Genomic DNA, 17242 nt, shown 5'->3' on the forward strand with positions numbered 1-17242 from the left:
GCACCGTCCCCGCCACTAGATGCCAACTCGACCACCGCATCGAATACCACCTCGGCGGGCCAACCAGCCCAGATAATTTAGTCAACCTCTGCCAACACCACCACAACATCAAAACCGACCGCAGAATCCACTACATCCTCGACCCCATCACCGGCACCATCGCCTGGCTACACCGAGACGGCACCTACCAACTAGACCACCCCACCGGACCACTAGCTACACACCACACCCACTGGAACCACACCTGGGCCCAATACCTCACACACCAACAACAACGAACAGAAAGGAAGACCTCCGAAGATTAGCGGACGCCGTTAGAATGGGCTGACAGCCTACCGAGGAGGCCGAACTGATGAGCTCACTGGCTGCCATCGCCTTGCCATTTTTTCAGAGTAGGACCCGATCCTTTCTTGATGAGGACCGGGCAGCTAGACGTGCACTGAAAATGCAAAATGGAATTGGCGTGCTCGATTTTGCCGTGGAGGACCCTTCGGAGGATCCAGCCCAAGTATTCTCCGTTGTGCAAGAAGCGCTGGAGATTGCCGTAGATGTGATAGCCAATGCGGATGACTCACTTGGCATGTTAAGTGAGGTTGTTGAAGAGCTTATCGAGCTCCATGCTAAGAGCGCACAGCGCGCCAAGCCTGCGCCAATGGAGCTGGCCGAGTGGTTCATTGATTTCCATGAGAGCAACGGGGTTGATTATTTCGATCTTGACCCTGTTGCATATTCAACGGTCCTCGGAGAAGACGGCCTGGCTCGGGTGCGCGCTTGGGCGGAAAACGCAGATGTTATCCGCCGCAAGTATATGGAGAAGCGCTTTGCGGTTTTAGATCAAGACGTCGAAGCAATCATTCGTACACACCTGGCTGAGGGTAGCTACGCGGTTTATTTCGAAGAGGCAGCTAAAGCCTTAGAAGAAATCGGTGAGTATGACGCTGCGTGGGAGTACGCGAAGCGTGGAACCGAATCTGATCCAGATTGGCAGGCGCGGTCCTGCGGGCAATTCTGGGTGGAACTAGCGAGGGATCATTTCCCCGAAAGGGAGGAAGAGGTCGCCCAGATAGTTCTCAACAAGTGGCCGGACCCGCTCCTAGAAGTAATGCTTTATCCAGAAAGGTTTGTGGAGCCCTAGAGAACTAGGAGGTCGAACTTCGTAGCTTTTACGTCGGAAAGGCGCTTGCGGGCGCGCTCGAGACGCTGCCACTGATCTTGGGGGATGGCTTTCCGGGCAATGGTGACGGTTTCGGCGTCTGGGGTACCCCACGCGATGGGCATAGGGGTGATTTGCTGCCAGTGGTTGTTGTCCGCGCGGCCGGACACAGCGGCGACGGGAACCTTGGTGCCTACCGTGCGTTGAGTGCCGGGGATGGCGGTCACGGTGCGCAAGCATGCAGCCCAGCGGGGAGGCAGGGAAGGATCCACGTTGGTGTTGACTAGGGCGAGCAGGACCATGTCGCGCTCGTTAACCTCAGCGATGACAGCCGGAGCGAGGGGATAGGAGTCATAGAGTTGCTGGGCGGTGCCGACTTTACGGGCGGCGGCGAAGCCGACGATGGCCACCATGATTCCGAAAAGGATCATGCCGAGGCCGATGGTAATGCCCCAGGAAAATCCCCACCAGATGGCCGCGCCGCCGATGATGAGCAGGATGCCCAGCACGAGGCCGGAGATGCGAAGGCGGTTGGAATCGCGCAAGAGCTCGTTATTGGCCTTGGCAAAGGACTCGTCTACGTCGAACTTGAAGATTTTCATTGTTCCAAGTCTAGTGCGTCGATAAGCCGGTAGGCATATCCCTGCTCGGCGAGGAAACGCTGGCGGTGCACGGCGTAGTCCGCATCGAGGCTATCGCGGGTGACCAGCGAATAGAAGAGGGCTTCCTCTTCCTTGGGGCGCAGCAGTCGGCCGAGGCGTTGGGCCTCTTCTTGGCGGGAGCCGAAGGTGCCGGAGACCTGGATGGCTAGGGCTGCCTCGGGAAGGTCGATGGAGAAATTGGCCACCTTGGACACCACGAGAACAGGAAGTGTGCCGTCGCGGAATTGTTGGAAGAGGCGCTCGCGCTTGGCGGTGGAGGTGGAGCCGTCGATAACGGGGGCGTCGAGATGCGCGCCGAGCTCCTTGAGCTGGTCAACGTAACCGCCGATGATGAGCGCCTGCTGTGGGTGCCGGGCCAGGATCTTGTCCACCGCATGGAGCTTGGCGGCGGCTTGGGCGGCGATGCGGTAGCGGTCGCGAGGCTGGGCGGTGGCATACAGCATGCGTTCCTCGGCGTCCATATCCACGCGGACCTCGATGCATTCGGCGGTGGCGATATAGCCGGCCATTTCGAGTTCTTTCCACGGGGCGTCGTAGCGCTTGGGGCCGATGAGGGAGAAGACGTCGCCCTCGCGGCCGTCCTCGCGCACGAGGGTAGCGGTAAGCCCTAGCCGACGCCGCGATTGAAGGTCCGACGTCATGCGGAACACCGGGGCGGGAAGGAGATGGACCTCGTCGTAGATGATGAGGCCCCAGTCGCGGGAATCGAAGAGCTCGAGGGCGCGGTATTCGCCCTTGGTTTTGCGGGTGACCACCTGGTAGGTGGCGATGGTGATGGGCTTGATTTCCTTCTTTTCGCCGGAGTATTCGCCTATTTCGTTTTCGGTCAGGGTGGTGCGGCGCAGGAGCTCGTCGCGCCATTGGCGGCCGGCGACGGTATTGGTAACCAGGATGAGCGTGGTGGATTCCGCCTTGGCCATCGCAGCCGCGCCGACGATGGTTTTTCCAGCGCCGCACGGTAATACGACGACGCCGGAACCGCCGGACCAGAAGGCCTCGGTGGCGTACTGCTGGTAGTCGCGTAGCTGCCAGCCGTCGTGATTGAGGGCGATGGGATGGGACTCGCCATCGACGTAGCCGGCGAGATCCTCGGCCGGCCAACCGGCCTTGAGGAGGGCTTGCTTAAGGCGGCCGCGCTCGGAGGGAGGGACGGCGATGGAATGTTCGTCGATGCGAGCGCCGAGGAGTTTTCCGGTAGCGCCACGGGAGAGTTCTTCCAGGATGGGCGGCTCATCGGACTCGAGGATGAGGCCGTGGGCCGGGTGAGCGTGGAGGCGGACGCGGCCGTAGCGGGACATGGTTTCGGCGACGTCGACAAGCAGGGCTTGGGGGACTGGGAAGCGGGAGTAGTTTTCTAGGACGTCGACGACCTGCTCAGCGTCGTGCCCGGCCGCGCGGGCGTTCCACAACGCGAGCGGGGTGATGCGGTAGGTGTGCACGTGCTCGGGGGCGCGCTCGAGCTCCGCAAAGGGAGCGAGCGCGGCGCGGGCCTCAGCGGCCTGGGCGTGATCCACCTCGAGCAGGACGGTCTTATCCGACTGCACAATCAATGGTCCATTCATGGCTCCAGCGTAACGGAGGTGATCCGGTGCAAGGGAAACCGGATGGTAGAGCCATCGGCCGCGCGAGCGTCGATTTGCCCGCCCGCCACGGTCAGCGGGGTGACGGTACGTTTCTTTTCGTTGCCGTTCTTATCCGCATAGCCGATGGTGATCGGCCGGGCAGTGCGCGCGGCGGCGTGGACTATGTCGAGGCTGGGCGTGGAAGGCGCGGCGTCGTCGCGCAGGGTGCGCATCGCCTTCGCAATGTCCGGGGAAGCGGTGGCTCGGCGGGCGGTGGGCGTCGGCAGGGTAGCCGGTTCGGGCGCGACGTTAAGGCTGGCGCCGCTTTCATCCTCTGCGGCAGGGGATAGTCCGTGCTCGCGCAGGCGCTCCAGCAAGTCGTGCACCGGCAATTGGGATACCGCGACGGTGGGCGCGAGTAGGCGCAAGGGCGCCGCCTTGAGCGCAATCTGGAGGAGTGCCGGGTCCTCGCTGCGCAGGTAGGACAGTGCCGGGCCGGAGCGCAGGGTGCCATGGCGCTTGGCGACGTCCCCGATGTGGAACTCCAGCGTCTGCGGTACCTCCCCGTGGGCTGCGAAGAAGGCCTGGATTTCCTCCCCAGTCATGCCACGATCGAGCCCGCGGCGCAGGGAAGCATCCGAGATGCGATAGACACTGGCCAGTCCGGGGGACTCAAGGTCGGCGACTGTTTCGAGCCGCTGGTGGGTCTCCGGATCGAGCGGACCGGGAACCAGGATCGTCATATCCGCTTGGATGAGGAAGTAATCGACCGTGTCGGGGGTGAGGCGGGCGGCGGCGTCGGGGGCGTCGATAAGCACGCTGGTGGGGCGCTCAAGGGCGATCGCGCCGATCCACTCGGCTTCCGCGCGGAGTTCGGCGATGGTCTCGTCCGAAGTGTGCGTAGCAAAGAGCGGAAAGTGGAAGCGCAGGGATTCTTCGAAGGTGGGCTTCGCCCCGCGCAGGTAGACCTGCAGGACCTTATCCCTGAAGCTAGGAAGTCGGTCATTGGTGTGCGCTAGCGTGCGGCCTTCCTTGGTCCATGGGGAGGCAGTCCACGCCTCGAGCAGGACCTGCCACTTTTCGGCGAGGCTCGCATCGAGCCAAGCCTGGGCGAGCTCCGTTGGCGCGAGGAAATTGCCCTCGAAGTTTTTCGGCTCGCCGCGGCTGAGCAGGCGGGCGGTCATGCCCAGGCCGATGAGGCGACGTAGCTCCTCCTCATCGATGGTGAGAGTTTTGCTCAGGTTGGTGAGCTGGCGAACGCCGACGGTCTTGTCCTTGAGTAGTTCTATCGGCCGCGCGCCTAGGGCGTCAATGACGCGCTGCATGCCACGCACGGCGGAAAGCCCGGCCGCGGTACCGGCATCATCGGCCTTGGAATCCGGGGCGGGGGATTCGGTGATTCCCTCTACTGGGATTGGGGCGGTGGGCTTGCCGTTGAGCGCAAGGTGCACGGCGCGCGGCAGGCGGACGGTGGTGGCGTCCACGCGCTGGAGCAGCTGCTTGGCGATGAGCCGCGGAATCGGCCGGCCCGGATCCGCATCGATGGCCGCATCTCGCGTGGTACCCAGGCCATTGGAGCGCGATAGGGTCTCGAGGACCTTCCGTTCTTCGTCCGGCAGCTCGGCGATGTCCTCCGGGCTGACCTGGACCTGGTCGAGGAGGGACCAGCCCGTGGGAAGGGCAGGCATGACCTCGGGTGGGATGAGGATGTTGCCATAGGCTAGGCCGCGTTCCTTGAGCTGGCGGGTGATATCCGGATTAAGGTCTTCTACCTCTTCGAGTTCTCCTCCGCGGCGCGCGATGTCTTCAATTTCCGCAAGCTGCCGTGCAGTGCAGTTCATTAAAGCCCGAGCGATGGAGGTGCGCAGGAGCAGGCGGGTAGCGAGCGCGGCGATGCTCGGGGGTAGCGGATTGAGTACATCCGGCCGGTTGCGGAGGATGATGGCGAGCTCTTCTTCCTCAAGGGAGGCGAGCCACGTGCGGAAATGCGGGAGGTGGGAAGACTGAGTCATGATGTCACCCCAGTTTAGTTATCGTTTGAGTTACGTTTTTGCGCAAGGTTTGAAATAATAAGGGCTATGTCGAATCAGAAGAAGGGTCACGTTTCCCCGGCTTGGCCGAAGAACGAAAATCGCGAGCACGCAATCACGGAAATCTCTGCGCCTTTTGCTGGTGCGTCCAGCCCCTACGGCGATGATCTGATCTTGCCGATGCCGGCAGAGAAGCTGAACTACGTTCACCCTTATACTCGCATCAATCGCTAGAGTATGTCCCCGCCTTGGTGCGGGGATTTTTCTTTCATACAAAAAGGGCCCATTGCTATTGCAATGGGCCCTTTATCGCTATGTATTAGCGAGTGATGTTCTCAATCATCTGCGCAATCGGGTCGATGACGTTGCGGTTGGCAGAGTAGAAGTTGTTGAAGTCGTGGCGGTTAGCCTTGTACAGCTCGGTGAACTGCGGGGGCAGAGCCAGGCCGTAGGAGTTAGCGGCATTCTTGATGGTGTTGTACAGAGCATCAACGGCCAGCTCGTCGGACTTCTGAGCGGCAGCCTGCTTGACCGGAGCCGGTGCCTGGGCCGGAGCCTTAGGGGCAGCGGACGGAGCGGTGCGCTGGGTCGGAGCGGAGTTCAGGCCAAGGGAAGCGGAGCAAGCCGGCCATGCGCCCCAGCCCTGGGAGGCAAGCACGCGCTCGGCGACGACAATCTGCTGCTCGCGGGTAGCCTGATCGGCGGTAGCAGCGAACTGGCCACCACCATTGGCCTGCCAGGTCTGCGGGTTGAACTGCAGGCCGCCGTGGTAGCCGTTGCCAGTGTTGATGTGCCAGTTGCCGCCGGCCTCGCACTGTGCCAGGCGGTCCCAGTCGGAATCTGGGGCGGCGGATGCGGTCGGGGCCATGATGGCAGCGGCGGCGCCGAAGGCGACGGTGCCGGCGGTGAACTTAGCGGCCATACGGTTCTTAGCGGAGTGGCGTCCCATGTCGTTAGTCCTCTCTGTGTGCCCGCATTAAGTGCAAAAATATGTACCAAAAAGAAAGGGCGGGCGAGGGCAACTTTCTTAACGGCTCTTAAGTGTCTGGAGGACAGCGTAGCGGTTTATAACGAAAGTGTCACGTTATGGGCACTAAATGGGAAAGAAATGAGACAAATGTGGTGGGTGAAGGGGTATTTTCGCAGGTGGGCGGCAACATGTGATCTGTGTCATGTAGAGCGGGTGTGTCGCGGCAGAGTGCGCGACTTCTGTTGTTTTGACCAGGCGGCTAAAATAAAGATTTTCCCCTAGAGAAGAGGTGGGTACCTATGCCTATTGGCAAAGTGAAGTGGTATGACGCCGAGAAAGGTTTCGGTTTCGTCAGCAACCCGGGCGATGAAGACGTTTATGTTGGCCGCAACGTGCTGCCCAAGGGGGTAGAGGAACTGTTCCCCGGCCAGCGCATCGACTTCGACTTCGCGGCCGGGCGCCGCGGTCCGCAGGCGCTGCGGGTCAAGGTATTGGATAAGCCGCGTCGCCGCACGCCGGCCCGCAAGCCGGAAGAGCTCGGCAGCATGGTCTCTGACGTAATGACCTTGCTGGAGTCGCAGATTCAGCCGGTGCTCAATTTCGGTCGTTACCCGGAGCGCAAGACTGGGCGCCAGGTAGCAGAAATCCTCCGCGCAATCGCGAAGGATTTGGATAGCTAATTAGAAGCCTTCGTGGATTCCTCCGCGGAGGCTTCTCGTTCTTTATCGGTCATCGTGGTCAGTGACCACACGGTGGCCAAGGGGGTTTCGTCACCGTTGTCATCGGTGCCGATCATCATGGAGGAAATCTCCACCACCTTGAGTCGGGGGCGCTTTCCAGTGGAGGCCTTGATGGGTTCTACCGAGCCGGGGATCGTTACCTCGGTGGTCTCGTTCGCACCGTGCGCGGTCTCATCGTTGGCGGCGGGGTCATCGTAGATGGAAAGAATCTTCCACTCGTGGTCGGAGATTTCTTCGGGGATATCGAGCTTGAGGGTGTCATCATCGCCCACGGTGAGGTTCGGGACCTCGCCTTCTGGGCACTCGCTGCCGGGCTCGCATGCAATGTACGGGGCGACGTCGATGGAATTATCGCCTACGGAGGCGGTGACCTTGATGTCGCGGGGATCGGGACCCGGGCGCTGGTTCCACCAGTTTTGGAAGATCACTACGGCGGCGACGATGACCGCCACGACCACGATGAGGGCCAAGATCTGCAGCAGCGACTTTTTCCTTGCTTCCTTACGGGTTGCCATGGGCCTTTACCTTACTCGAACGTGGAAGAGTTCTTCCCACCGCTTGCCGGTAAGCCAGAACTCATCGTCTGTGATGTGTGCGATGCCGTTGAGGACATCATCGGGGTCGGTATAGCGGGACTTATCAATCGCGTCGGTAGCGATGACGGCGGTTACTCGGCCGGTGGAGGGATCGATGCGGTAGATGTTGTCATCCATCCACACATTGGCGTAGACGGCATCGCCCACGCACTCGAGTTCATTGATGTCTTCGAGGGGCTTTCCCTCTAATGTGACGTCGGTAGTGGAGCGCTCCGCGAAGGTCTCTGGGTCCATGTGCCGCAGGGTCGCGGAGCCATCGGACATGAGGAGATCCTCGCCGGTATTGCACAGACCCCAGCCCTCGCCCGAGTAGGTGGCGGTATCTACCTGGCGCAGGTCGTGGTCGTATTTCAGGGCTTGGCCGGACTTCCAGGTCAGCTGCCAGATGAAATCGCCGGCTTGGGTGATGCCCTCGCCAAAGTAGCGCTTATCCAGGCGCGTTTCGGCCAAGGTTTCGCCGGTTTCGGGGGAGAAGCGCTCCAAGCGGGACTCGCCCCATTGACCGGTGCCCAGGAGCAGGTTGCCGTCCGGATCGGTTTCGAGGCCCTGCGTAAAGGAATTGGGCGGCAGGGAAGCGGTGCCGAGAACCTCGACGGAGAGGTGCTCTACTTCGGGTTCTGCTGGGGTAGAGGAACAGGCTACGAGCGTGCAGGGGAGGAGAATGCAGGCGGCGCGGGAAAGAAACGACATGCACCATATGTACCACCGCGTGCGCTCCATAATGAATAATGAGGGGCGTGAGTAAGCGAAAAGCAAATCCGTTGATCGATTCCCGCGCCGTGCGCATCGCGCGCGAGGCGTTGGATGAGGTGGGGGACGGGGGCGTCGGTAAGCATATCGGCGTCGCCGGGATGGGCCGAAACGTTGCTACCCACCGATTTGAAGCAGAAATGCCTGGCTACCCCGGCTGGGAATGGCAGGCGGTGCTCGCCTGCGCGGAGGGATCGCGCTACGTCACCGTCAATGAGGTGGCGCTGGTGCCGGGCGGGGAGGCCCTGCAGCCGCCGGAATGGGTGCCCTATGAGGACCGCGTGCGGCCCGGCGACCTTGGACCCGGAGACCTGATGCCACCGGCCGTGGATGATTCCCGCCTGGACGGGGAAACTTTGTCTAAATCCGGCCTGGAAGACGCCAAGAAGCGTTGGCGCACCGAGTTTGGCCCGAATACGGATATGGCGGCCAAGGCGCGACTGCAATGCCGCACCTGTGCGTTTTATGTGCAGCTGATGGACAACTACGGCGTCTGCGCCAATGAGTACTCGGCGGACGGCCGGGTGGTGCACTCGCGCTATGGCTGCGGTGCGCATTCGCAAACGCGCGTGCGGGAAGAAAAGACCCCGGAAGTGGCCTTCGATGATGAAAAGCCCATCTTCCAGGATTTTGAAATCGAGGATTAAGGCAGCACACTTATGGCGTAAGACTCGCTGTACGTGAAAGGCGCAGGCGTTGAAAGCCACTCTCGATCGCTATTTCCATATCTCTGAACGTGGTTCCTCCATTGGAACCGAGCTACGCGCGGGAACGGTCTCGTTCTTCGCCATGGCCTATATCATCCTCTTGAACCCGCTCATCCTCGGTACTACCGAGGACGCGGAAGGCTACGCGCTAGGCGTGCCACAGGTCGCCGCCGCCACCGCGCTGGTCGCCGGCGTCATGTCCATCCTCTTCGGCGCGATTGCCAAGTATCCCTTCGCCATGGCCGCCGGCCTCGGCATGAATACCTTTGTGGGCGTGAGCATGGTCGCCACCAGCGGGCTGACCTGGCAAGAATCCATGGGCCTGGTGGTCATCGAGGGCATCATCATCGTCCTGCTGGCCATCTCCGGTTTCCGCACCGCCGTCTTTGACGCCATCCCGCAGTCCATGAAGGCGGCGATGGGCGTGGGCATCGGCATGTTCATCGCCATGATTGGCCTCGTGGACGGTGGCTTTGTCACCCGCGTGCCGGACGCTGCGAATACCACCGTACCGGTGGGGCTGGGCATCAATGGTTCGATTTCTACTTGGCCGGCGCTGGTTTTTGTCATCGGCCTCATTATTTGTTCCTTTATGGTCATCCGTAACGTGCCGGGCGGGCTCTTTATCGCCATCGTGCTCACCACTATCATCGCGTTTATTATCCAGGCGTTTACCGGCTCCGAGGATTGGGGCATGGCCGCACCCGTGAAGCCGGAGGCGCTCGGCGGCATTCCGGATCTATCCATCGTGGGCGATGTGAACCTGGTGGGCGCCTTTACCAAGATCGGCGTGGTCTCTACGGTACTGCTGATTTTCACTCTATTGCTGACCAACTTCTTTGATGCGATGGGCACCATGACCGGCCTGGGCAAGCAAGGCAAGCTTGTCGACGCCGACGGCAACCTCCCCGATATGAAGAAGGCCCTCGTCGTCGAAGGCTTTGGTGCGGTAGCAGGTGGCCTAGGCTCTGCTTCTTCTAATACCGTCTTTGCGGATTCCTCCGCCGGCATTGCCGATGGCGCCCGCACCGGCCTGGCCAACCTCATGACCGGTGTGCTGTTCCTCGCCGCGATGTTCTTGACGCCGCTGTATGAAATCGTGCCCATCGAGGCGGCCTCCCCGGTGCTGGTCATCGTCGGCGTGATGATGGCCGCGCAGCTGACCGAGATCCGCTGGACCAAGATGGAGATCGCCATCCCCGCCTTCCTGACCATTGTGACCATGCCGTTTACCTATTCCATTGCCAACGGCATCGGCGTGGGCTTCATCTCCTTCGCGCTCATGTCCACCTTCGCCGGCAAGGCCAAGGACGTGCACTGGATCATGTGGCTCTTGGCTGGCCTCTTCGTGATTTTCTTTGGCATGGATCCGATTTCCAATGCCATCGGCTAGCCTAAGGGCATGCTGATTACTGACCCCACAGACCCTCGCCTGGACGATATTCGGAACCTCAACAAATCCGATAAGTCCGGCGAGGGTCTCGTCATTGCTGAGGGCCCGCTGGTGGTCTCCCGGCTGGCCGAATCCCGGTTCCCCATGCGCTGCCTCGTGGGCTTTCCCAAGAAGGTGGAGGCCTATATTTCCGAGTATGGCGAACCCGAGTGCCCCATCTACGAGGTCTCTCGCGAGACCCTAGCGGAGGTAGCCGGCTTCGATATGCACCGCGGGCTGGTCGCCGCCGCGGACCGCGCCCCGGAGCCGGAGGTAAGCGAGATCGTGGAATCCGCCCAGACAATCGCCGTGCTCGAGGGCGTGGGCGATCACGAGAATATCGGCGCCATCTTCCGCCACGCTGCCGGCATGGGCGTGGATGCGGTGCTGCTGGGCTCCGGTGCGGCGGATCCGCTCTACCGGCGCTCGGTGCGCGTGTCCATGGGGCACGTGCTGCGCTTGCCTTTTGCCCATTTAGAAGGCGGGTTTACTACCTGGCAGCGTTCATTGCAGGCGCTTGCCGACGCCTCCTTTACCCTCATTTCCTTAACCCCCAACCCCCAGGCTGTGCACTTGGCCGAGGCCATGCATGGCCTAGATAAGGTGGCGATGCTCGTCGGCGCGGAAGGCCCCGGCCTTACCGAACACGCAATGAAGGCCACCGATATACGCGCACGCATACCGATGGCCCCTGGCACCGATTCTCTTAATGTGGCGACCGCTGCCGCCATTTCCTTTTATGAGCGCCAGCGCTCCTTGAGCGACTTAAACGTCTGAGCGCTCCAATTGCCAAGGAGCGAACCCAAGTGCTTGGCGGTGGAGATAATTTCCTCGCCGGTGGATTCCGGCTCGGCGTTGTGGTCCTCGTAGTCGTCGTAATCGTTGAGCCCCAGCTTATTGGCCGATTGCGCCGCTAGCTCGCCAACGGTCCGCTTGGGCTTCGGCGGGTCGATTTTCGGCTCTGGGCGGCCATCGACCGCGTAGCCCACGACGTCGAGATCAGGGCCATCGTGCCCGACCTCAATGCCAAGCCAGTATTCCTGGGCTGCTTCCATGATGCCGAGCGGCTCGAATGGCAGGGAAATACCGCCGAGCGGCTCGTATTTTTCGCCCGCCCAATAAGGAGCCTCGAAAGGTTCGGGCAAGCCGGTGTCTTCATAAAGGTGCTCGCGGGTAGCGCAGAGGCAGCGCTTGAGCTCGCCGCCCTCCCAGAGCGCAAAGCCGGCGTAGCCTTCCTTCTCGTTGCTTGCCAGCGCGATAACCCGCTGGGCGGGCACCGCGTTGAGCAGCGTGTCCGGCAGCTGAGACAGGAGGACAGAGTCGCCTTCACACACCGTTTGCACCACGGTGATGCCGGGGTAGCCGCCGATGTAGTACTCGTTTGGATCCGTCTGCGCGGAGCGGTTGAGCGGGAATTGCCCAATCGGTGTGACCGGGAAAGTGGGATCTAGCTGGGCGAGGAACTTCCGCCCAAAGCCGCGGTCTGCCTTGGGCTCGGTTTTCAACACCTCTTCCGCATTGGGCTGAGAGATGTACCAGAGAGTAAGTACTGCGTGAGAGATGTCCACGATTAGTCCCTAGGGCGCTTGGTATTGGAGCGAACGCCGAGCAACACGTCCTCCCAATGCGGGGTGACGGCTTTGCGGCGGCGCTTGGTGGGCTTTTCTTCTGGCGAGGGGTTCTGCAAGAACTCCTCTTCCTCCGGCTCTTCCGGAGGGGTGGTTGGCGCGGTGAGGTCAGTGACGTTGCTGGGCTGGTCGCCATCGATAGCTTCGTCATAGCGGCCGCTGCCCAGCGAGGTCAGCGAGCGCACCGGCTGCACGAAATCCGGGTCCGTCAGGTCGGCGGCCACCGAGTTACGTGCTTCCACCGTGGCAGGCGAGGACATCGACTGCTTGAAGTACCACTCGGCCTCGTTCTCGGACAGGCCGGCCTTCCACGTCACGCGCACGATCCAGGCCTCGCCCTGGTGGCGGTAGGCATCCCAGGTGGACTCGGAGAGCGAGTGCCCACGGGCGGCAAAGGCGGTGGCCAGAACCTCCCACAAGGTGAGCTTGGCCGGCCCGTCCTCGCGGACCGGGTGGGCCTGCTTGGCAATCTCCGCGATTCGGTTGCGCTCCAGCATGACCGGGTAGGCGAAGGGCTCAATGCGAGATTCGGTCACGCCCATTTCTTCCGCCAGCTCCGCCGCAGAGGCGCCGGCGCGAATGCGGTTTTGGATCTCCGCCGGGCGGATCTTTGTCTCTTCCACCGGTTCCGGTTTGGTGGGCTTGGCCAGGCTGATGGCCGGAGCCGCCGGTTCCTCTTCCGGGGTTTCCTCCTGCTCGCCCTGCAGGGCCTCACGCAGCTCATCGGTGATGGAGAGGAAAAACTCTTCGCCGTCTTCGGTGCGCAGCACCAAAGAGGTTTCGGTCGACTCGCTGTCAACTGGGAACAGCTCGCGCATAATAGGGCGCTCCTTTTGCCTATCGACGGCGGACAAATCTGTGATGCATTCAACTATAACGTGAATATGCCCCGCAGCCTGCGAGGCGGCGGGGCATGTTGAGGGGTGAGGCGTTAATTCGCATCCAAGACGTAGTCGATGCACTGGGTCAGCTTGGCGATATCAGCCGGCTCAATAGCCGGGAACATGCCGATGCGCAGTTGGTTACGGCCCAACTTGCGGTACGGCTCCACGTCCACGATGCCGTTAGCGCGCAGGGTGGCGGCGAGCGCTGCGGCATCGACGGACTCTGCGAAGTTGATGGTGCCCACCACGAGCGAGCGGGACGCAGGCGCCGCGACGAAGGGAGTGGTCTCCGGGCGGGATTCGGCCCAGTTATACAGCGTGGTGGAGGAATCCGTAGTGCGCTCAACCATGCCGTCCAGGCCGCCGTTGGCATTCATCCACTGGACCTGGTTGTTCAGCATGAGCAGGGTGGCGATTGCCGGGGTGTTATAGGTCTGGTTCTTGCGGGAGTTATCTACTGCTGTCTGCAGGTTGAGGAAGTTGGGGATATAGCGCTCGGAGGCGTTGATTTTCTCAATCCGCTCCAGCGCGGCGGGGGACATGGCGGCGAGCCACAGGCCGCCGTCGGAAGCAAAGCACTTTTGTGGCGAGAAATAGTAGACATCCGTATCGGAGATGTGCACGGGCAGACCACCCGCGCCGGAAGTGGCGTCCACGACCACCAGCTGTTGATCATTGCGGGGGTGCGGGCGGGTGACTTCTGCCATCGCACCGGTGGAGGTTTCATTGTGTGCCCAAGCGACGACGTCCGCCTCCGCGGAGAGTTCGCGTGGGTCGGGCGCCGTGCCCACGGGGGCTTCCACGATGGATGGGGCATCGAGCCAGGGTGCACCCGCGGCGGCCTTGGCAAATTTAGTGGAAAACTCGCCAAAGGTGAGGTGGGCGGAGTGGCGTTCAATAAGGCCGAAGGTGGCAGCATCCCAGAAGGCAGTAGCGCCGCCCAGAGAAAGGACAATCTCGTATCCCTCTGGCAGGGAGAAGAGATCGCTTAAACCTTCACGCACCGAACCTACGAGGTTCTTCACTGCCGGCTGGCGGTGAGAAGTGCCCATGACCGCGGGGTCAATGGCCGCAAGCTGGTCGGGGCGAACCTTGGAGGGGCCGCAGCCAAAGCGGCCGTCGGCAGGCAGGAGGTCGGTGGGCAGCGTAAGTTCTGGAGTGCTCATGCGTGCAAGTGTAGAACAGTTCCGGTCGAACGGCAGTTATTTTAGCTGACCGAAACTTGTAGGCGGCGTCACAAAGTTTGCTAAAGTGTGAAGAGGTATCAAGCTAACTTCCTTAAGTTAGTGCATAATGATGACTCTTCACATAGAGAAAGGAACTTCCGTGGCTTCTGAAGACAACAAGGTAGTGCTCCAGTACCCAGGCGGCGAGTACGAGATGGACATCAAGCAGTCCACCGAGGGCGACTCTGGCTTTGACATCTCCAAGCTCCGTAACGAGACCGGACTCGTTACTTTCGACCCTGGTTATACCTCCACCGGTTCCACCGAGTCCAAGATCACCTTCATTAACGGTGAAGAGGGTATCCTGCGCCACCGCGGCTACGATATCGCGGACCTTGCGGAAAACGCCACGTTCAATGAGGTTTCTTACCTGCTGATTAAGGGACACCTGCCTAACGAGGAAGAGCTCAGCCACTTTAACCGCGAAATCCGCCACCACACCCTGTTAGATGAGGACTTCAAGGCCGCGTTCAATATCTTCCCGCGCAACGCGCACCCAATGGCCGTGCTGGCTTCCTCCCTTAACATTCTTTCCGCGTACTACCAGGATCAGCTCAACCTGCTCGACCCGGAGCAGTTGGATAAGGCCACGGTCCGCCTGCTGGCTAAGGTTCCAATGCTGGCTGCGTACGCTTACCGCGCTTCTCAGGGCAAGCCTTATATGTACCCGGATAATAGCCTGAACGCTCGTGAGAACTTCCTGCGCATGATGTTCGGCTACCCCACCGAGGAGTACGAGGTAGACCCGGTTGTAGCTAAGGCCCTGGATAAGCTGCTTATCCTGCACGCTGACCACGAGCAGAACTGCTCCACCTCCACCGTGCGCATGATTGGTTCCGCTCAGGCCAATATGTTCGTCTCCATCGCCGGCGGCATTAACGCCCTGTCCGGCCCGCTGCACGGCGGCGCAAACCAGGCCGTTCTGGAGATGCTGGAAGATATCCAGAACAACCACGATGGTGACGCTACCGACTTCATGAACCGCGTGAAGAACAAGGAAAAGGGCGTTCGTCTCATGGGCTTTGGCCACCGCGTGTACAAGAACTACGACCCACGCGCGGCCATTGTGAAGGACACCGCACACGAGATCATCGAGCACTTGGGCGGCGACCCAATGCTGGATCTGGCCATGAAGCTGGAAGATATTGCGCTGAATGACGACTACTTCGTCTCCCGCAAGCTCTACCCGAACGTGGACTTCTATACCGGCCTAATCTACCGCGCCATGGGCTTCCCGACGGACTTCTTCACCGTCCTCTTCGCCATCGGCCGCCTGCCGGGCTGGATTGCACAGTACCGCGAGCAGCTGGAGATCAACACCAAGATCAACCGTCCGCGCCAGATTTACACCGGCGAGTCCCTGCGTAAGGTCACCCCGCGTAGCGAGCGTTAAAGCGCTCCGCGGTCAGCCTAATTAAGCCGAATCGAGTGGTAGCACCTATAATAGGTGCAGCTCGGTTCGGTTTTTAATGCGACCGCACGAACAAACTAGATTTCCCAAGGAGAATAATCCCCATGGATAAGCCTGTTATTGAAGCCCAGTCTGGCCCAGCGCCCACGGACCTTGTCGTAGAAGACATCGTCGTTGGCGACGGTGCTGAGGCGCAGCCTGGTGCCGTAGTGGAGGTCCACTACGTCGGCGCTGAATACGAGACCAACCAAGAATTCGATTCCTCGTGGGACCGTGGCCAGTCCATCGAGTTCCCGCTGACCGGTCTCATCGCCGGCTGGCAAGAGGGCATCCCGGGAATGAAGGTGGGCGGCCGCCGCAAGCTCATCATCCCGCCGGAAAAGGCCTACGGCCCCGCCGGTGGTGCGCACCCGCTGTCCGGCCGCACCTTGGTCTTCATTATTGACCTCATCCGCGCCGACTAAAAGCGCTCAACCCCAGGGTTCGCCCTGGGGTTTCGTCGTTTTCGGCGCGGTCAGAAAAACTGCGGCACAATGGAGGGCATGACTGTGCCAACCGTAACTTTCAATGATGACCGCGAAATGCCCCAGCTGGGCTTGGGTACGTACAAGCTATATGACGAGGACTGCATCCGCGTCATCCGCGAGGCCATCGATTTGGGCTACCGCCACTTCGATACCGCCACGCTCTACAAGAACGAAGAGGCGGTAGGCACCGCCCTGAAGCAGGCAATGGATGCCGGCGACGTCACCCGCGATGAGCTCTTTATTACCTCCAAGGTGTGGCACTCCCACCAGGGTGAGCACAAGGTAGAAGAGGCATTCCAGCAGTCGCTTAAGGATCTGCAGCTGGACTACCTCGACCTGTACCTTATCCACTGGCCGTGGCCGCAGGGCGGCCTGTACAACGAGACCTTTGAGGCTATCGCCCGCCTGCAGGGCATGGGTCAGATTGCGTCCATCGGTGTGGCCAATTTCTACGAGGACGTGCTCAAGGATCTCATTTCCACCACCGGCATTTCCCCGGTGCTCAACCAGGTGGAGATTCACCCGGGCTTTACCCAGTCCAGCCTGCGTGCCTTCCATCACGATAATGACATCGTCACCGAGGCATGGGCCCCGCTGGCGCGCGGCGTTGTGCTCAATAACCCGGTGATTGAGCAGGCTGCTGCTGACCACGAGGTGACCGAGGGGCAGGTTGTGCTGTCCTACCTCATGTCCAAGGGCATGTCCGTCATTCCGAAGTCCGCGCGCACCGAGCGCCTGAAGGAAAACTTGGCCGCCACCGAGCTGGAGCTCACGGCGGAGGAAGTATCCGCCATTGACGCCCTTGAGGGCCAGGAGGGCTTTGGCCGCATGTTCAATGACCCACGCGAATTCCCAGGCAACGAAGAGTAACGTCAACCGCAGATGAATGAACTGGCCCCCGAAAGTTGGACTGGTTTAATTCTAGGCGGTTAGGGCTTCAAGGGTCTGATTTCGATATTGCATC

The 17242-nt window shown here is 60.9% G+C and carries 19 protein-coding genes; 10 read left to right on the plus strand and 9 right to left on the minus strand.

From position 1 onward, the window contains the following. Both QP909_RS11250 and QP909_RS11255 read left to right on the plus strand, forming a co-directional pair. Positions 1 to 305, plus strand: a 305-nt coding sequence (locus QP909_RS11250; RefSeq protein WP_284767278.1) for an HNH endonuclease, incomplete at its 5' end; no start/stop codon positions are given. 47 nt (positions 306 to 352) lie between these two features. Then, a complete protein-coding gene (locus QP909_RS11255) occupies positions 353 to 1135 on the plus strand; it encodes a DUF6880 family protein (RefSeq protein WP_284767279.1) in 783 nt (260 codons plus the stop codon). On the opposite strand, the gene QP909_RS11260 is transcribed toward QP909_RS11255, so the two are convergent. The 3 genes from QP909_RS11260 to QP909_RS11270 are packed head-to-tail and all read right to left on the minus strand — an operon-like array spanning position 1132 to position 5389. Continuing rightward, positions 1132 to 1755: a DUF3239 domain-containing protein gene (locus QP909_RS11260; RefSeq protein WP_284767280.1), complete on the minus strand. Its 624-nt coding sequence runs from the start codon at positions 1753 to 1755 to the stop codon at positions 1132 to 1134. The two genes, QP909_RS11255 and QP909_RS11260, sit on opposite strands and share 4 nt — an antisense overlap. Continuing rightward, positions 1752 to 3377 carry a DNA repair helicase XPB gene (locus QP909_RS11265; RefSeq protein ID WP_284767282.1) on the minus strand — a complete coding sequence of 542 codons (1626 nt, stop codon included), beginning with the start codon at positions 3375 to 3377 and terminating at the stop codon, positions 1752 to 1754. Before QP909_RS11265 ends, QP909_RS11260 begins: the two co-directional genes overlap by 4 nt. Beyond that, a complete protein-coding gene (locus QP909_RS11270; RefSeq protein WP_284767283.1) occupies positions 3374 to 5389 on the minus strand; it encodes a helicase-associated domain-containing protein in 2016 nt (671 codons plus the stop codon). Before QP909_RS11270 ends, QP909_RS11265 begins: the two co-directional genes overlap by 4 nt. 66 nt (positions 5390 to 5455) lie before the next feature. On the opposite strand from QP909_RS11270, the gene QP909_RS11275 reads away from it, so the two are divergent. After that, positions 5456 to 5641, plus strand: coding sequence for a hypothetical protein (locus QP909_RS11275; protein WP_005329460.1), 186 nt, complete (start codon positions 5456 to 5458; stop codon positions 5639 to 5641). 85 nt (positions 5642 to 5726) lie between these two features. Here QP909_RS11275 and QP909_RS11280 read toward each other — a convergent pair whose 3' ends face one another. Next, a complete protein-coding gene (locus tag QP909_RS11280) occupies positions 5727 to 6356 on the minus strand; it encodes a resuscitation-promoting factor Rpf1 domain-containing protein (RefSeq protein ID WP_275435529.1) in 630 nt (209 codons plus the stop codon). Between the two features lie 320 nt (positions 6357 to 6676). Here QP909_RS11280 and QP909_RS11285 point away from each other — a divergent pair, with 320 nt between their 5' ends. Next, positions 6677 to 7057, plus strand: coding sequence for a cold-shock protein (locus QP909_RS11285; RefSeq protein ID WP_284767284.1), 381 nt, complete (start codon positions 6677 to 6679; stop codon positions 7055 to 7057). On the opposite strand, the gene QP909_RS11290 is transcribed toward QP909_RS11285, so the two are convergent. After that, positions 7054 to 7632: a DUF2771 domain-containing protein gene (locus QP909_RS11290; RefSeq protein ID WP_284767285.1), complete on the minus strand. Its 579-nt coding sequence runs from the start codon at positions 7630 to 7632 to the stop codon at positions 7054 to 7056. The two genes, QP909_RS11285 and QP909_RS11290, sit on opposite strands and share 4 nt — an antisense overlap. A gap of 6 nt (positions 7633 to 7638) precedes the next feature. Then, positions 7639 to 8403, minus strand: coding sequence for a glutaminyl-peptide cyclotransferase (locus QP909_RS11295; protein ID WP_284767286.1), 765 nt, complete (start codon positions 8401 to 8403; stop codon positions 7639 to 7641). 38 nt (positions 8404 to 8441) lie between these two features. On the opposite strand from QP909_RS11295, the gene QP909_RS11300 reads away from it, so the two are divergent. Genes QP909_RS11300 through QP909_RS11310 form a run of 3 tightly spaced genes read left to right on the plus strand, consistent with a single transcriptional unit; the run spans position 8442 to position 11379 of the window. Continuing rightward, positions 8442 to 9110 (plus strand): DUF3027 domain-containing protein, encoded by a 669-nt coding sequence (locus QP909_RS11300; protein ID WP_284767287.1) that lies wholly within the window; start codon positions 8442 to 8444, stop codon positions 9108 to 9110. A 49-nt stretch (positions 9111 to 9159) separates the two neighbouring features. Beyond that, positions 9160 to 10563 carry an NCS2 family permease gene (locus QP909_RS11305; protein ID WP_284767288.1) on the plus strand — a complete coding sequence of 468 codons (1404 nt, stop codon included), beginning with the start codon at positions 9160 to 9162 and terminating at the stop codon, positions 10561 to 10563. 9 nt (positions 10564 to 10572) lie between these two features. Continuing rightward, a complete protein-coding gene (locus QP909_RS11310) occupies positions 10573 to 11379 on the plus strand; it encodes a TrmH family RNA methyltransferase (RefSeq protein WP_284767289.1) in 807 nt (268 codons plus the stop codon). On the opposite strand, the gene QP909_RS11315 is transcribed toward QP909_RS11310, so the two are convergent. From QP909_RS11315 to serC, 3 genes are all read right to left on the minus strand, one after another. Continuing rightward, positions 11340 to 12170 carry a DUF6928 family protein gene (locus QP909_RS11315; protein ID WP_284767290.1) on the minus strand — a complete coding sequence of 277 codons (831 nt, stop codon included), beginning with the start codon at positions 12168 to 12170 and terminating at the stop codon, positions 11340 to 11342. The two genes, QP909_RS11310 and QP909_RS11315, sit on opposite strands and share 40 nt — an antisense overlap. Positions 12171 to 12172: 2 nt before the next feature. Then, positions 12173 to 13048 (minus strand): septation protein SepH, encoded by an 876-nt coding sequence (gene sepH / locus QP909_RS11320; protein WP_284767291.1) that lies wholly within the window; start codon positions 13046 to 13048, stop codon positions 12173 to 12175. Between the two features lie 113 nt (positions 13049 to 13161). After that, entirely contained in the window at positions 13162 to 14280 is a 1119-nt protein-coding gene (serC, locus tag QP909_RS11325; protein ID WP_284767292.1) for a phosphoserine transaminase, read from the minus strand. A 160-nt stretch (positions 14281 to 14440) separates the two neighbouring features. Here serC and QP909_RS11330 point away from each other — a divergent pair, with 160 nt between their 5' ends. The 3 genes from QP909_RS11330 (at position 14441) to QP909_RS11340 (ending at position 17148) form a co-directional block, all read left to right on the plus strand. Beyond that, on the plus strand, positions 14441 to 15733 hold the full coding sequence (locus QP909_RS11330; protein WP_284767293.1) for a citrate synthase: 1293 nt from the start codon (positions 14441 to 14443) through the stop codon (positions 15731 to 15733). 122 nt (positions 15734 to 15855) lie between these two features. Further along, the gene (locus QP909_RS11335; RefSeq protein ID WP_005323855.1) at positions 15856 to 16215 is read left to right on the plus strand and encodes an FKBP-type peptidyl-prolyl cis-trans isomerase; all 360 of its coding nucleotides are present in this window, start codon (positions 15856 to 15858) and stop codon (positions 16213 to 16215) included. 69 nt (positions 16216 to 16284) lie between these two features. Continuing rightward, positions 16285 to 17148 carry an aldo/keto reductase gene (locus tag QP909_RS11340; RefSeq protein ID WP_284767294.1) on the plus strand — a complete coding sequence of 288 codons (864 nt, stop codon included), beginning with the start codon at positions 16285 to 16287 and terminating at the stop codon, positions 17146 to 17148. The last annotated feature ends 94 nt before the right edge of the window (positions 17149 to 17242 follow it).

It is taken from the genome of Corynebacterium sp. MSK195 (assembly GCF_030228885.1).
GTDB lineage: Bacteria > Actinomycetota > Actinomycetes > Mycobacteriales > Mycobacteriaceae > Corynebacterium.

Excerpts from the sequence above, each read along its gene's own strand:
- QP909_RS11280 (WP_275435529.1), bottom strand. The coding sequence starts at position 6,356 with ATGGGACGCCACTCCGCTAAGAACCGTATGGCCGCTAAGTTCACCGCC.
- QP909_RS11310 (WP_284767289.1), top strand. The coding sequence starts at position 10,573 with ATGCTGATTACTGACCCCACAGACCCTCGCCTGGACGATATTCGGAAC.
- QP909_RS11290 (WP_284767285.1), bottom strand. The coding sequence starts at position 7,632 with ATGGCAACCCGTAAGGAAGCAAGGAAAAAGTCGCTGCTGCAGATCTTG.
- QP909_RS11340 (WP_284767294.1), top strand. The coding sequence starts at position 16,285 with ATGGAGGGCATGACTGTGCCAACCGTAACTTTCAATGATGACCGCGAA.
- sepH (WP_284767291.1), bottom strand. The coding sequence starts at position 13,048 with ATGCGCGAGCTGTTCCCAGTTGACAGCGAGTCGACCGAAACCTCTTTG.
- QP909_RS11300 (WP_284767287.1), top strand. The coding sequence starts at position 8,442 with ATGAGGGGCGTGAGTAAGCGAAAAGCAAATCCGTTGATCGATTCCCGC.
- QP909_RS11295 (WP_284767286.1), bottom strand. The coding sequence starts at position 8,403 with ATGTCGTTTCTTTCCCGCGCCGCCTGCATTCTCCTCCCCTGCACGCTC.
- QP909_RS11275 (WP_005329460.1), top strand. The coding sequence starts at position 5,456 with ATGTCGAATCAGAAGAAGGGTCACGTTTCCCCGGCTTGGCCGAAGAAC.
- QP909_RS11270 (WP_284767283.1), bottom strand. The coding sequence starts at position 5,389 with ATGACTCAGTCTTCCCACCTCCCGCATTTCCGCACGTGGCTCGCCTCC.
- QP909_RS11285 (WP_284767284.1), top strand. The coding sequence starts at position 6,677 with ATGCCTATTGGCAAAGTGAAGTGGTATGACGCCGAGAAAGGTTTCGGT.
- QP909_RS11255 (WP_284767279.1), top strand. The coding sequence starts at position 353 with ATGAGCTCACTGGCTGCCATCGCCTTGCCATTTTTTCAGAGTAGGACC.
- QP909_RS11265 (WP_284767282.1), bottom strand. The coding sequence starts at position 3,377 with ATGAATGGACCATTGATTGTGCAGTCGGATAAGACCGTCCTGCTCGAG.
- QP909_RS11335 (WP_005323855.1), top strand. The coding sequence starts at position 15,856 with ATGGATAAGCCTGTTATTGAAGCCCAGTCTGGCCCAGCGCCCACGGAC.
- QP909_RS11260 (WP_284767280.1), bottom strand. The coding sequence starts at position 1,755 with ATGAAAATCTTCAAGTTCGACGTAGACGAGTCCTTTGCCAAGGCCAAT.
- serC (WP_284767292.1), bottom strand. The coding sequence starts at position 14,280 with ATGAGCACTCCAGAACTTACGCTGCCCACCGACCTCCTGCCTGCCGAC.